Origin of the sequence: Nonomuraea longispora, from assembly GCF_004348345.1 — a bacterium.
In the GTDB taxonomy this organism is placed as follows: domain Bacteria; phylum Actinomycetota; class Actinomycetes; order Streptosporangiales; family Streptosporangiaceae; genus Nonomuraea; species Nonomuraea longispora.
Genome location: NZ_SMJZ01000101.1, coordinates 17,296 through 30,010, shown reverse-complemented (window position 1 = coordinate 30,010; position 12,715 = coordinate 17,296). Strand labels below are relative to the sequence as shown.

Sequence of the window (12,715 nt, the reverse complement as noted above, 5' to 3'; positions counted from 1 at the left end):
GGGGTTGCGGTTGCGGGACAGGTAGCCGACGGAGCGCAGCAGGGTGAGGGCCAGCTCGGAGCCGTCCACGACCTCATATTCCGTCACGTGTTCCAGCAGCGCCGCCACGCCGCCCGCGGCCACCCAGGACGAGGCGGGGAAAGTGGGCAGCGGGGTCTCGCCGCAGCCTCCCTCGGGGGTCGGCCCGCGGGTGGTCACCGCGAACTGCCCCTCCGCGTACGACTCCGTGGCCCGTTCCGGCAGCGGCACGTGCAGGCGCACCCGGTGGTCGGAGCAGCGGTTGTCGAACTCGACGTCGAGCCGGACGAAGGGCTCACCGGCGCGCAGCTCGACCCGGGTGGTGACGACGATCTCCTCGGCCTCGGGCGTCCGGCTGATGGCGGGGAGTTCCGGTGCCCCGTCGATGCCGCCGCCGGCGGCCGGCCACCGGTACGTGCGGCGCACGTCCACCCTGGCCACCAGGGGTCCTGAGGTCACGAGCTCGGTCTCGGCCGACACGGGCTCGTCCACGATCAGGTCGGCGGGCGGGGGCGCGTAGTTGTAGGTGTCCCCGACATCGCCGCCGTCGACGATGCGGCCGGCGCCGCTGACGGTGGTGCCGTCCTTGCCGACCAGTGTGAGCGTGCCGTCGCCCGCGATCGTGACGCGCAGCAGGCCGTTGTCCAGCACCTCTTCGCCGCCGCGCACGGGCAGGGCGGCCGAGTCGGACCTGAGCCAGCAGGACGGGTCGTGCTCCGAGGGCATGTGGGTCTCGCGGGTGGGCGTGCCGAACGCCTGTTCGTGCGGCACGGGCCGGACGCTCGTGTGGCCCAGCGGCGGGACCTCGACGAGGGCGGCGACCGTGCGCCGGGGTTCGGCGAAAATGCGTACGCGGGTCACGCCGTCCAGTTCGCCGTGCAGGTCGTCGACGCCGAAGGTCGTCTGCGTCTCGTGGGCCACGGTGAACGTCAGGGTGTCGCCCTCGACCGACCAGGACGTGATCTGCTGGCCGTACAGCTCGGTGCCGTGGACGAAGCTCAGCGCGGTGGCCGGGTCCATCTCGTCGTCCAGCAGCAGCGTGGCCGCGTATTCCAGCGGCTGGATGGGCACGGGCGTGCCGGAGGCGTCGACCAGGGGGTCGTGGCCGGGCACGTCCACGACGACCACGCCGCGCCTGGGGGCGGGCGTCGGGTTGACGACGAGTACGCCGCCGGACGGCACCGCGGCGGCCAGCCTGGCGGTCACCATGTCACGTACGGCCTGGCCGAGGTGCTCGGCCTCGGCGATGCGCGCGGCGACCTGCTGGGCGGTGTCGTCGACGCCGCATCCGGTCACCGAGTCGTGGCCGCTGGCGTCGACCAGCCGCCACCAGGCCATGTCGAGGAAGCGTCCTGGCCATTCCTCGCCCCAGAGCGTGGCCAGCGGCTCGGCGTAGCGCTCGACCATCCGCTCGGCGCGGCCCATGGCCTGCTTGACGTGGGCGCGGACGGAGATCACGCCGGGGAGGATGTTGGCGCGGGCGTGCGAGCGCAGCTCTCCGCGGACCTCGGGCAGGCCATCCACCTCACCCGAATAAGCCCCGATATATCCGGACAAGGTGTCCATGCGGGCGCCGATCGCCGCCACCATCTCCGGCAATCCTCGTACGGGCGCGGAGTGGTCCGTGCCGTACATCGCCAGCAGCGAGCCCTCGGGCCCGTGCCACTCGCGCATCGTCCTGGTGAACGCCTCCGCCCGCTCCTTCAGCCCAGCCGGATCGTGGAACAGGTGGGCCCCGTTGCCGTAGCCGCCGGCGGGGAGGTACTGGGCGCGCACCACCGTGCCGTCGGGCGCGACCCAGGCGAAGGCGTCGGTGGTCACCGAGGACGGCACCCCTCGGTAGACGCAGGCGTGCAGCAGCCCCGCCCGGCGCAGGATCTGCGGCATCTGCGCCGCGTGCCCGAACATGTCGGGGAGGTAGCCGACCGGCATGGCCCCGCCGAGCTTGCCGGCCCTGGCCATGCCCAGTTCGAGGTTGCGGACGATGTTCTCGCCCGAGCACAGGAACTCGTCGAGCAGGATCTGCCACGGCCCCACGGCCAGGCGCCCCGACTCGACCAGCGCGGCCACCCGGTCGCGGTTCTCCGGGCGCACCTCCAGGTAGTCGTCCACGCAGGCGAGTTGCCCGTCGAGGGTGAAGTGGTAGGCGGGCTCGCGCTCCATCGTGTCGAGCACCTCGTCGAGCAGCGCCACCAGGCGCAGCCGGAAACGCTGGAACGGTTCGTACCACTCCCGGTCCCAGTGTGTGTGCGGTACGACCACGATCTCCGTGCTCACGCTGCTTCCCCTCCCACGGGCAGTCCCTGCTGTACGGCGTAGCGGGCGGCGATCCGCTGAGCCGTCACGATGTCCTCGAGCGCGCCGCCCGCGTCGGTGAACGGCGGCTCGCCATCGTTCACGAAAGCATGGAAGGCGGCCAGTTGTACTTCGAACGCCTCGGTCACGTCACGCCAATGGGTACGGCTCTCGCCGCCCTCGCCACCGGAGACGACGGTGAGCGTGGTGGGGGCGTTCATCAGGTAGGGCGCGGGAAACACGAGTTCGAGCGAGCCGTGGTCGTGGTGGACGGCCACGGTCTCGCGGTAGGCGGGGTAGTCCTCCAGGTAGTGCCAGCGGATGCCGAACCGGCCGCGGACGGGCAGCGGCCCGGAGATCTCGATGGACCCGGGCGCGGGACCCCAGGTGTCGACATACGAAATTTCGGTCGGTGACCCGGTAAAGCGCCTCAGGAGCGACAGGTCGTGGCAGATGGAGCCGAGCGACACCCCGTACAGGTTCCGTACCGGCTCCGGCGCCGGCTCCCCCAGCGCCCGCGAGACCAGCTCCCTCTCGGCGGCCCGCAGCGAGGCCAGCAACCCGGGGTCCACGTCGCGCGCCTGCGTCAGGTTGGCGAAGGCGAGCTGCGACTCCCCGCTGGGATGCAGCACGACCACCTCGACCGACCTGATCGCCTCGGGCCCGCCCAGCTCGGCCAGCAGCTTCTCGGCCCTGCGCACCGCCGGGTCGTACTGCTTCATGTAGCCGACCATCAGCCGCCCCTCGGGCAGCGCCGCCACCTCGGCCCTGGTCAGGGCGAGCGGCTTCTCGCACAGGACGGCGTACCCGGCGGTCATCGCCTGCCGCACGGCCTCGCCGTGCGAGCCGGACGCCAGCATGACGACGGCGTCGAAGCCGCCGTCGGCCAGCATCTCCTCCAGCGCGGTGTACCGCCTGGCGGCTCCCAGCCGGTCGCCTACCGCGTCGGCCAGCGTCCGCGACAGGTCGCAGACGGCGCTCACCTCGAACAGGTCACGCCGCCTCGACAACAACGGCACGTAGACCGCCTGGGTGACGGCTCCGCAGCCCACCAGGGCGATTCTCACCCGTGTCAAAGTCCCAGTTCCCTCAGTCGCTCGCGGTTGGCGGCCTGGTCGGCGATGTTCTGGGCGACCGTGCGGCGGCCCGGCAGCGTGTCCTGCTCGACGATGACCCAGCCCTCGTAGTCGATCTCGTCGAGCGCCGCGATCACACCGGCCAGGTCCAGCTCGCCCTCGCCGAGGGAGGCGAACCCGCCGCGGCCCATGAGCTCGCGCAGGTCGACGCCGTCGTCCAGGGCCTGGGCCAGGATCTTGGTGTCGCCGTCCTTGATGTGCACGTGGCCGACCCGGCCGGCCCACTCACGCAGCTTCGTCACCGGGTCTCCCCCGCCGAGCAGGAGGTGGCCGGTGTCGAGGCAGAGCTCCACGTCGGTCAGCTCCAGCAGCCGCTCGACGTCGTCGGGGGTCTCGACGTACGTGCCGAGGTGAGGGTGGAAGGCGGGCTCGAACCCGCGCTCGCGGCAGCGGCCGACCGCCTCCTGCACGCGGGCGGCGTACGCGGGCCACTCGGATGACGGCAGCCCTGGAACGCTCCCGCCCGGGCGGGCGAACCTCTCGGGCGAGCCGGAGCAGCCCAGCGTGGGCCGCGGTGCCAGATGCTCGGGCGCGGGCGGCGCGGCGGCGAACACGTCGAGCGCCGTCTCCAGCGCGCCCAGCCCCTCGCGGAACGCCTCGGCGTCGTTGTAGCGCAGGTCGGCCCAGCCGCCGGCGAGGAGCATGCCGTCGAGCCGTTCGGCAAGGCCGGCGCCGATGCCCAGGTAGCCGACCGGGCCGAGGTCGATGCCCTCGTAGCCGGCGTCGGACAACGCGCCGACCATTCGGTCGGCGCTCAGCGGCGGCGGCGCGTCGCTCAGCTCGAACACACCGAAGCTCACCGGCGCGTTGGCGACCTTCCGCACTCGCGTGCTCATGACCTCACTCCGTTCGTCGTCACGTTCACTCGCATAGCGCGATCACCTCGTTCTCGTACGTTTCCAGCCGGTGGCGCCCCTCGATCGCGGGCAGGAGCGTACGGTCACCCCGCACGATCCGGCGCCGGCCGTCGGGGCCCACGAGCACGAGGCCGTCGGCGTCCAGCGCGAGCAACTCGTCGCCCAGCCTGAGCAGCAGCGGCGCGTCGGGGCCGGCGGAGACGGCGGTGCGTCCGGCGCGTACGCCGTCGAGCACCGTGCTCGTGTCCTCGGCCAGCACCCACGTCGTCGGCGCTCCGGGCAGACCGTCGGTGCCGTGGCGGTGGAAGTCGCTGCCGCCGATCACGGTCAGGTCGGCCCGCCAGGCGTCGGCCCAGGCGAGGGGCGCGCCCCAGCGGCGGTCCCACCAGCCGGAGTGCCACACCTCGGCGATCGCCGGCCGGCGTTCGATCGGCAGCAGCCAGGCGCAGTCGCCGCCGAGCGGGTGGTTGACGGACATCAGCCCGCCCGCGCGCTCGGCGTGCTCGGCCCAGGAGTCGGCGGGCCGCCGGAAGTCCACCCAGCCGACGTCGCCGAACACGTTCGCGTGGCCCCGGTCGGTGGTGACCTCCTGACCGGGGATGAGCGTGATCCCCCTGTCGATCTTGGCCAGCCAGGGGTGGTGGCTGACGGTGTTGTGGTCGGTGACGGCCAGGAAGTCGAGGCCCCTGCCGTGGGCGAGCTCGGCCAGCTCGGGAATGCTCAGGCTGCCGTCGCTGTGCAGGGTGTGGGCGTGGAAGTCGCCCGCGAACCAGCGCAGGCCGCCGGCGTCGGGGATGCCGCGCCGCGCCGGTCGCGCGCCGTGCGGCGGCTCCGCCACCTCCGGCTCCGGCGGCACCACGGTCGCGGTGGTGATCTCCAGCGTGTAGTCGAGGCCCTGCGGCGGGATCCGGTGCAGCCGCAGCCACACGTGCCACGTGCCCGCCTCGGGCTCTCCCGGCAGGTAGCCGGGGGTGGCCCAGTCCCCGCTGATCGTGTACGTGTCCCGCGCGCCGCCCGACCAGCCGCGGAAACCGGTGGGCGAGGCGCACCCGAGGTCGATGACGCCCTGCGAGGTGTCGTAGGCCAGCCGCACGGTCACGGCGGCCGTCCCCGCGCGCACCTCGAAGGGCACCTCGCGCAGGATCTCCTCCAGCCTGTCGTCCAGGCTCCAGCGGCCTTCGATGATCACACCAGCTCACCGTCCCGGTAGACGAGGGCCCGGTCGCGGCGCGGCAGCGCGTGCCCGTCGTCGCCGACGGCGGGTTCGCTGCCCTCGGGCACGACGGCCTGCACCAGCACGTCGTTGACGTCGAGCGTCACCAGGTGAGACGCGCCCAGGTTCTCCACGATGGCCACCTTCCCGCTCAGCGCGCCCTCCGCGGGCCCGGCCGAGTACGCCATGTACTCGGGCCGCACACCGTAAACGATCTTCTCCCCGCCGGTCAGCCGTCCCTCGGCGGAGGCGGGGACCGACACCTTGCAGCCGGCGACCTCCAGCGTGTCACCTCGTACGGCGCCGTCCAGCAGGTTCATCGGGGTCGAGCCGATGAACCCGGCCACGAACGTGTTGGCGGGCCGCTGGAACACCTCGGCCGGGGTGCCGATCTGCCGGATGTGCCCGGCTTCCATGACGGCCATCCGGTCGGCCATGGCCAGCGCCTCGGCCTGGTCGTGGGTGACGAAGACGGTGGTGACGCCCAGTTCGCGCTGGAGCTTCTTGAGGAACGTACGGGCTTCGAGCCGCAGGCGGGCGTCCAGGTTGGACAGCGGCTCGTCGAACAGGAACGCCTGCGCCTGCGTGGCCATCACCCTGGCCAGCGCGACCCGCTGCTGCTGGCCGCCGGACAGCTGGCCGGGCCGGCGGTCCATGAGGCGTTCGAGGCCCAGCCGCGCGCCGACCTCCTCCGCCTTCTCCCGGCGCGCACCCTTGGCGACCTTCTTGATCCGCAGCGGGTAGGCGATGTTGTCCGTGACGTCCATGTGCGGGAACAGCGCGTAGTCCTGGAACACCATGGCGACGTCGCGGCCGCCCGGCTGCACCCCGGTCACGTCGCGGTCGCCGATGACCACGGCGCCGCCGGTGGCGGTCTCGAGGCCGGCGATCGTGCGCAGCAGGGTGGTCTTGCCGCAGCCGGAGGGGCCGAGCAGGGCGAAGAACTCACCGTCGGGGATGTCGAGGTCGAGCGAGTCGAGCGCTTTCACCCCGCCGGGATAGACCTTGGTCAGCCCGCGTAGTTCGATGGCGGCCATTAACGCTTGATCCCTCCGTGGAAGCGGAAGCCGTACTTTTTGCTGACGAACAGGTACATGAGCACCACGGGAATCGAGTAGAGCAGGCCGAACGTGGACAACATGCTGAGGTTGGCCTGGCCGCCCTCGGTGTAGAGCGTGTACGTGATCACCGCGGCCGGCTGCTTCTCGACGTCGCTCAGCAGCAGGTACGGCATCAGGAAGTTCCCCCACACGTTGGCCAGCGACCACACCGCGATCGTCGCCAGCCCGGGACGCACCACGGGGACGACCACGTGCCGGACGATCTGCAGCGGCGAGGCCCCGAAGACCCGCGCCGACTCCTCGTAGGACTTCGGCGTGGAGTCCATGAAGTCCTTCAGCATGAAGATCGCCGCGGGCAGCAGGCCGCCGGTCAGGATGAGGATCAGCCCGAGCTGCGAGTCGATCAGGTTCAGCTCGACCGCGAGCTGGAACAGCGGCACCATGGCCGCCGTGCCGGTGATGATCGACGACAGCAGCAGCAGCGCGTAGAGCAGGGCGTCCCTGCCGGGCAGGCGCACCCGGCTCAGCGCGTACGCGGCCAGCGCGGCGAGCAGCACGACCAGCACGGCGGTGCCGACGGACAGGATGAGGGAGTTGTAGAGCGACGGCAGCGCGTACGGGTGCTCGACGACCGCCTGGAAGTTGTCCCAGGTGAAGTCGGGCACCTTGACCTCGTACGACGGGTCGGAGGTGAACGGCGCGGTCACCAGCCACAGCAGCGGGATGGTGAAGAAGGCCAGCAGCACCGCGATCAGCGTGGAGAAGCCGATCCGGCCGAGGACGAAGCGCGTCATTTCTTGCTCCGGAGCAGCCGCAGGTAGAAGACCGCGACGACCAGGTTGATCAGCAGGATGATCGTGGACACGGCGGCGCCGTACCCCAGTTCGCCGCTCTGCAGCGCGACCTTGTACACGTGCACGGCCAGCACCTCGGACCGGCCGTCGGGGCCGCCGGCGGTGATGAGGAACGGGGAGAAGTCGTTGAACGTCCACAGGCTGATGAGCAGCAGGTTGGTCAGGATGTGGCCCCGGATGTGCGGGAAGACGACGTCCCTGAGCTGCTGCCAGCCGGAGGCTCCGGCCAGGCGGGCGCTCTCCAGGTGGGAGGGGGGCACGTTGCCGAGCGCGGCGCCGTACAACATCATCGAGAACGCGGTGCCGCGCCAGGTGTTGAAGACGATGATCGACAACATCGGGTGGTCGAGCAGCCACGGGAAGCCGGGGATGCCGAGCAGCGCGTTGAGCGTGCCGCCGTCGCGGTCGAGCAGCGCCACCCACAGGAACGACACGACGGCGCTCGGCAGGATCCAGGCCAGGATGACCAGGCCCTCGACCAGCCGTTTGAGTGGTCCCGCGCGGTCGCGCAACATCCAGGCGATCGAGAAGCCGAGCACGACCTGGCCGATGACGGCCGAGCCGAGCACGAACTGCAGGGTCAGCCAGGTCGAGTTCCAGAACGTGGGGTTGGAGACCGCGTCGAGGAGGTTGGCGAGCCCGACGAACTGCGGCTCGGCCGCGGCGGCGCCGGTCAGGCGGTAGTTGGTGAGCCCCAGGTAGAGCACCCAGAGCGCGGGGAACACGAGGAAGGCGGCGATGAGCAGCAGGGCGGGGGCGACGAACGCCCCTGCCCGCAGGTTGCCCAGGCCCGCCGCGTCAGAGCTGTAGCCGCGGCGGGTCCGCTCGTCTTCCTTGACGACCTCAGGAGGCGATGTTGCCTGCGCCACCGACGATTCCTTCGAGTTTCTTCTGGTAGGCGGTCGCCGCCTGGTCGGGCGGGGTGCCGCCGACCACGGCCGCGGTGGCCTCCTGCAGGGCCGCCGACACCTGCGGGTAGACGGCGACGGGCGGCCGGTAGGCGGTCACCGGCAGCACCTTCTCGGAAATGTAGGTGAGCAGCGGCTCACCGGCGAGGATCTCCTTGTTGACGTCGGTGCGCGGGGTGACGCGTACGTTGCCGTCCTTGGTCTCCTCCTTCAGCGCCTCGGGCGAGAGCGTGAAGGCGAGCAGTTCGAAGGCTTCCTTCGGGTGCTCGCTGTTGGGGTTGACCGTGCGCAGCGCGCCGCCCGACATGCTGACGAAGTCCTGGCCGCGCAGGCCCTTGCCGGGCTCCATCGCGGGGATCATGGCGTAGCCGACGACCTGGTCGCGGTCGTCCATCTTCGCCACGCCGTCCTTGGGATTGACGACGCCGCGCCAGAAGTAGTCGCCCTCCATGAGGATGCCGACCTTGCCCTCGGCGAACTGCTGGAACGACTTGTCGCGGCCCTTGGCCTCCTGCTGGAGCTTGGGGTCACCGAGGCCGCCGCCGTAGATTTTCTGGTAGAGGCCGAGCGCGTCCTTCAGCGCCTGGGAGGCGCCGGTCCACTTGCCGTCCTGCCGCACCTCGCCGCCCGCGCCGGCGAGCAGCGGCAGCACGCCCTGCATCGAGGTGGCCTCGCCCATGGCGGTGCCGGCGTTGATCTGGATCGGCACGGGCACGCCGGCGGACTTCAGCTTCGTGCCCGCGTCGATGATCTCCTGCCAGCCCTTCGGCTGCCAGTCGGCGGGGAGACCGGCCTGCTGGAAGAGCGCCTTGTTGAAGTAGAGCACCCGGCCGTCGGTGCCGACCGGCAGGGCGTACTTCTTGCCGTCGAACTCGGCCATGCCCTGGACGGCCTCGGGGATCTGCGACCAGCCGTCCCAGTTGTCGGCCTCCGGCCCGACCAGCTCCGACAGCGGCTTGATGTAGCCCGCCTCGGCGAACTCGCCGGCCCAGATCCCGTCGATGTCCATGACGTCCGCGCCCTTGCCTGACTTGAGGTCGAGGGAGAGCTTGGTCTTGTACTGTTCGTCGTCGACTCCGCTGGGGACGAACTTGACCGTGACGTCCTTTCCCTTCGCCTTCTGGGCGGCCTCGAACTCGGGGATCACCCAGTCCTCGATGAAGGTCGCCCCGGCCGCGTTCTTGCCGCCCTTGATGGCGTTCTGGGTGATGGTCAGCTCGATGGCCTCACCCTCTCCACCGCCGGACGAACTGCCGCACGCGGCGAGCCCCAGCCCGGCCGCGGCGAGGACCGCGACCACTCCCAGCGACCGTTTCCGCACTGCCATGCAAACCCTCCGACATGTCCTTAGGGGAGGAAGCCATGGGCCAATATGTCATGACATGCATATGACGTAAAGGCCCGCCCAAATCGCCCGTACGCTGTGTCTTTGCCCGGTGAAGAGGGGTCAGCCGTCCGACACTGCGAGGTGTGGCGCGCACGTTTCTGTGTGGGCACATAAGGCAACATAGCGGACATCCGAATGTCATGACAATATGCCATAGTGTCGAGAAGCTGAACTCTGGAGGTGCGTCAGGTGCAGACCCCGCTCCCCGCGGCAGGCCGCCCGCCCGGGCCCGCCGTGCACGACCTGATCACGATCGGCCGATGCGGCGTCGACGTCTACCCGCTGCAGACCGGCGTCGGCCTGGCCGACGTCGAGACCTTCGGCAAGTTCCTCGGCGGCAGCCCCACGAACGTCGCCGTGGCCGCCGCGCGCCACGGGCTGCGCCCCGCCGTGATCACCGCCGTGGGAGCCGACCCCTTCGGGGACTTCGTCCGGCGGGCGATCCGCGGCTTCGGCGTCGACGACGCCTACGTGAGCACCATCGAGGGCCCGCCCACACCCGTCACGTTCTGCGAGATCTTCCCTCCCGACCACTTCCCCATCTACTTCTACCGCGGCGAGCATCCACCCGACCTGCGCATCACCCCCGACCTCCTCGACCTCGACGCCATCGCGGCCACGAGCCTGTTCTGGTTCTCGCTGACCGGCCTGAGCAAGGAGCCGAGCGCCGCCGCCCACGCCGCCGCCCTGTCGGCGCGCACCGCGGGATGGACGGTGTTCGACCTCGACTACCGGCCCAGCCTGTGGGAGTCACGGGAGGCCGCCCACAAGGCGGCGAGCCGGGCGCTACCGCACGCCAACGTCGCGGTCGGCAACCTCGACGAGGTGGAGACCGCGGTCGGCGTACGCGATCCGGAGGCCGCGGCGCAGGCGCTTCTGGACGCCGGAGTGGAGGTCGCCATCGTGAAGATGGGCCCTGAAGGGGTCTTCGCCCGCACCGCCGAGGAGAGCGCCCTGGTGGAGCCCGTGGAGGTCAAGGTGGTCAACGGCATCGGAGCCGGCGACGCGTTCGGCGGCGGCGTGTGCCTGGGGCTGCTGCGCGGCTGGCCGCTGGAGCGCACGATCCGCTTCGCCAACGCCGCAGGCGCCTTCGTCGCCGCCCGCCTGGCCTGCGCCGACGCCATGCCGGCGACGGCCGACGTGGAGGACCTGCTGAACGGCACCGAGAACGGGGATCGCTCTTGAGCGACATCACGCTGCCCAGGGCCGCCGGATACGCGCGGCTCACCCACATCCGCGCCACCAAGCCCGAGGAGATCGCCGAGGCGGCGGCCCGGCGGCAGCGACGCGGCATGCCCGGCGAGGGGGAGCGGCTGCTCGTCATCGCCGCCGACCACCCCGCCAGGGGATCGCTGGCCGTACGCGACCGCCCGCTGGCCATGGCCAGCCGCGCGGACCTGCTCGGCCGGCTCCAGACGGCACTCGCCAGGCCAGGAGTGGACGGCATCCTGGCCGCCCCCGACGTGCTGGAGGACCTGCTCCTGCTGGGGGCACTGGAGGGCAAGCTGGCCTTCGGCTCCATGAACAGGGGCGGCCTGCAGGGCTCGGTGTTCGAGCTGGACGACCGTTTCACCGGCTTCGACGCGGCGGCCATCGACACCATGCGCCTCGACGGCGGCAAGATGCTCTGCCGCATCGACCCCGGTGACCACGCGACCGTGACGACGCTGGAGTCCTGCGCCCGCGCCGTCACCGACCTGGCCCGCAGGCGCCTGGTCGCCATGGTGGAGCCGTTCTGGTCGCTGCGCTCGGAGACGGGCTCCGTCCGCAACGACCTGTCGCCCGACGCGGTGATCCGCGCGATCAGCGTCGCCCAGGCGCTCGGCGTGACCTCGGCCTACACGTGGCTCAAGATCCCCGCCGTGGCGGAGATGGAGCGGGTGATGGCCGCCACCACGCTGCCCGCCCTGCTGCTCGGCGGCGACCCCCCGGACATCGACGCCGCCTACGCCGACTGGGACCGCGCGCTCGGCCTCCCGGGTGTGCGGGGGCTCGTCGTCGGGCGCGCTCTGCTCTACCCTCCGGACGACGACGTGGCAACCGCCGTGGACGGCGCCGCCGCCCTGGTTCGAGAGGTTCGCGCATGACATACCTTCCGTACGGCAAGTCCGCCAACGGCCCCTGGGCCGTGGAGATCACCCCGTCACTGGCCGGATGGACCTATTCGGGCCTGCGCGTGGCGAACCTGGCCGACGCCACGGTCTCCTTCGACACCGGCGAGGAGGAGATGCTCGTGCTCCCCCTGTCCGGCTCGTGCACGGCCGCCCTCGCCCCATCCGCCTCCCCGCCTCCCGGCACGCGCGGGCCGGAGGCGGTGACGTACGAGCTGGCCGGGCGCTCCTCGGTGTTCGACGGCCCGTCCGACTTCGTCTACCTCCCGATCGGCACCCACGTGACGCTCAGGGGCGACGGGCGCATCGCGCTGCCCTCGGCCCGCGCCACCCGCGCGATGGAGCCCCGCCACGTGCCCGCCGCCGACGTCGCCGTCGAGATCAGGGGCGCGGGCCAGGCCAGCCGCCAGGTGAACAACTTCTGCTCCCCCGACGCCTTCGACTGCGACAGGCTCATGGCGGTCGAGGTGCTCACCCCCGGCGGCAACTGGTCGTCCTACCCGCCGCACAAGCACGACACCCCCAACCCGGGCGAGGCCGTGCTGGAGGAGATCTACTACTTCGAGGTCGCCGGCCGGGGCCTCGGCTACCAGCGCGTCTACTCCTCAGAACGCGGCCGCATCGACACCCTGGCCGAGGTCTCCTCCGGCGACGTCGTCCTGGTGCCGTACGGCTACCACGGGCCGTCCATGGCCGCGCCCGGCTACGACCTCTACTATCTGAACGTCCTGGCGGGCCCGGCGGAGCAGCGTTCGATGGCGTTCTGCGACGACCCCGGCCACGCCTGGATCCGCTCGTCGTGGGAGTCCCAGCCCATCGACCCGAGACTGCCGTTCGGGAGGAGATCATGAGCGAGCTCGCCGACATGTCCCCGA

Annotated in this window: 11 protein-coding genes; 3 read left to right on the top strand and 8 right to left on the bottom strand. The window is 71.3% G+C overall.

The window, feature by feature from the left end; translation table 11 throughout:
* The 8 genes from E1267_RS24770 to E1267_RS24735 all read right to left on the bottom strand — a co-directional run.
* Positions 1-2,295: glycoside hydrolase family 38 N-terminal domain-containing protein (locus E1267_RS24770; RefSeq protein ID WP_132335435.1), on the bottom strand; the 2,295-nt coding region annotated here is incomplete at its 3' end.
* A complete protein-coding gene (locus E1267_RS24765; RefSeq protein ID WP_132335433.1) occupies positions 2,292-3,380 on the bottom strand; it encodes a Gfo/Idh/MocA family protein in 1,089 nt (362 codons plus the stop codon). The genes E1267_RS24765 and E1267_RS24770, both read right to left, overlap by 4 nt.
* Before the next feature lie 5 nt (positions 3,381-3,385).
* Complete coding sequence (locus E1267_RS24760; protein WP_132335431.1) at positions 3,386-4,285, bottom strand: TIM barrel protein; 900 nt, start codon at positions 4,283-4,285, stop codon at positions 3,386-3,388.
* A gap of 25 nt (positions 4,286-4,310) precedes the next feature.
* Positions 4,311-5,495: a CehA/McbA family metallohydrolase gene (locus E1267_RS24755; RefSeq protein WP_246064231.1), complete on the bottom strand. Its 1,185-nt coding sequence runs from the start codon at positions 5,493-5,495 to the stop codon at positions 4,311-4,313.
* Positions 5,492-6,556, bottom strand: coding sequence for an ABC transporter ATP-binding protein (locus E1267_RS24750; protein ID WP_132335429.1), 1,065 nt, complete (start codon positions 6,554-6,556; stop codon positions 5,492-5,494). Before E1267_RS24750 ends, E1267_RS24755 begins: the two co-directional genes overlap by 4 nt.
* On the bottom strand, positions 6,556-7,374 hold the full coding sequence (locus E1267_RS24745; protein ID WP_132335427.1) for a carbohydrate ABC transporter permease: 819 nt from the start codon (positions 7,372-7,374) through the stop codon (positions 6,556-6,558). Before E1267_RS24745 ends, E1267_RS24750 begins: the two co-directional genes overlap by 1 nt.
* Complete coding sequence (locus E1267_RS24740) at positions 7,371-8,303, bottom strand: carbohydrate ABC transporter permease (protein WP_132335425.1); 933 nt, start codon at positions 8,301-8,303, stop codon at positions 7,371-7,373. Before E1267_RS24740 ends, E1267_RS24745 begins: the two co-directional genes overlap by 4 nt.
* Positions 8,278-9,669: an extracellular solute-binding protein gene (locus tag E1267_RS24735; protein ID WP_165959766.1), complete on the bottom strand. Its 1,392-nt coding sequence runs from the start codon at positions 9,667-9,669 to the stop codon at positions 8,278-8,280. Before E1267_RS24735 ends, E1267_RS24740 begins: the two co-directional genes overlap by 26 nt.
* A gap of 249 nt (positions 9,670-9,918) precedes the next feature.
* On the opposite strand from E1267_RS24735, the gene iolC reads away from it, so the two are divergent.
* The 3 genes from iolC to iolB are packed head-to-tail and all read left to right on the top strand — an operon-like array spanning position 9,919 to position 12,691.
* Positions 9,919-10,914: a 5-dehydro-2-deoxygluconokinase gene (gene iolC, locus E1267_RS24730; protein WP_246064229.1), complete on the top strand. Its 996-nt coding sequence runs from the start codon at positions 9,919-9,921 to the stop codon at positions 10,912-10,914.
* Positions 10,911-11,816 carry a Cgl0159 family (beta/alpha)8-fold protein gene (locus E1267_RS24725; protein ID WP_236667456.1) on the top strand — a complete coding sequence of 302 codons (906 nt, stop codon included), beginning with the start codon at positions 10,911-10,913 and terminating at the stop codon, positions 11,814-11,816. Before iolC ends, E1267_RS24725 begins: the two co-directional genes overlap by 4 nt.
* Positions 11,813-12,691 carry a 5-deoxy-glucuronate isomerase gene (iolB, locus tag E1267_RS24720; RefSeq protein WP_132335423.1) on the top strand — a complete coding sequence of 293 codons (879 nt, stop codon included), beginning with the start codon at positions 11,813-11,815 and terminating at the stop codon, positions 12,689-12,691. Before E1267_RS24725 ends, iolB begins: the two co-directional genes overlap by 4 nt.
* The last annotated feature ends 24 nt before the right edge of the window (positions 12,692-12,715 follow it).